We start from the raw sequence: 1,161 nt of genomic DNA on the forward strand, positions 1-1,161 counted from the left end.
CCCAGCTCCCAGTTCAGTGAGTGGATCAAAGACACATCAGCTGGCTCAAGAAAGTGCCGCACTCGCAGGGCTAGAACCTCTCCGATCCTGAGCCCGCCTCCTGCTCCCAGTGCTACGGCTAGTCCGATCTGCCGATACCTGCTTGCCAGCTCCATGGTTTCGTCTCGGCGCCTGCCCTCAGGATTCTTGTAGTGCTTCGGGATTCCCCGCCTGTGACTCTCCGTCCACTCCGCAGGCAGACCACGGATGAAGCGATCCTCCAGAGGATGGACCAGGCCGGTGCCTGATTCTGATCTGACGCTCCCGGAACGATAGCGCGGCAGGCCGCTCTTCTTATCTATGTCTGTGTATTCGGGATCGTTGAGCGGCCCTTGCTGAAGCGTATGGTTCGCAGTGATGATCAGAGCTGCAACAAACTTGCTGCTAGGGATGTCGCCTCGTTCTACCTTCTGGTTCCTCTTGCCGGAGGCATTGCCCGAGAGCGCGATCGCTCGAACCAGGCTTTCGACATTCCTCTCTATTCGTATCGGATCTCGTTCTAGCCATCCGCCGCTGTGGCGCAGGATGCCTCGAAGAAGTGTGCGCGCCTTCTCCTGCTGTCCTCTGCTGTGCCCCTGAAATCAACCTTGGCGATGTCTGCAGGAGATACCTGAGTGATGGGACGGCTGCCGTAGCGCTCTGTGAACTTGGCGGCGAGATAGGAGTAGTGATCGTAGGTTCGGCTTGACCACTCCGAACGATTCGCTGTCAGCCAGAGGTCGACAGCCTCTTGAAGCGTCGGTGGTGTGTCGCCGTTTCTCCAGCCTTCTACATACTCACCGCTGAGATGCCGGGCCTTGTCCTCGGCCTCTTCTCTGGTCTTTCCGCCGCTGGTAGTCTTACGCTTGTTGGTGGCTCGGTCGATGTAGGTGATTCGCCAAGACTTGTATTTCTCGGTTGGCTCGTAGATCGTGGCCTCTGTGCCGCGAACTGGAATCCCCTTCGCCATGAGTCGCTTCCCTCGCATGGTTGTGTCACGCCGTCTGTGTCAAGATCGTATGACAAGGGCTGCGAGCCGCATAATTTCGGGCTTTTCGCAGTTGGGTGATGCATAAATCACCGAGTTCCGCGACGTGGGATATCAGCGAGGCCCTGCTGAAGCGTATGGTTCGCAGTGATGAT

Annotated in this window: 1 protein-coding gene; it reads right to left on the reverse strand. The window is 57.7% G+C overall.

Features of this window, described 5'->3' with window-relative positions:
• Window positions 1-538: 538 nt before the first annotated feature.
• Complete coding sequence (locus ACQP6D_RS11225) at window positions 539-988, reverse strand: hypothetical protein (RefSeq protein ID WP_427858272.1); 450 nt, start codon at window positions 986-988, stop codon at window positions 539-541.
• Between the last annotated feature and the right edge of the window lie 173 nt (window positions 989-1,161).

Origin of the sequence: Snodgrassella sp. CS2, from assembly GCF_050310315.1 — a bacterium.
GTDB lineage: Bacteria > Pseudomonadota > Gammaproteobacteria > Burkholderiales > Neisseriaceae > Snodgrassella > Snodgrassella alvi_E.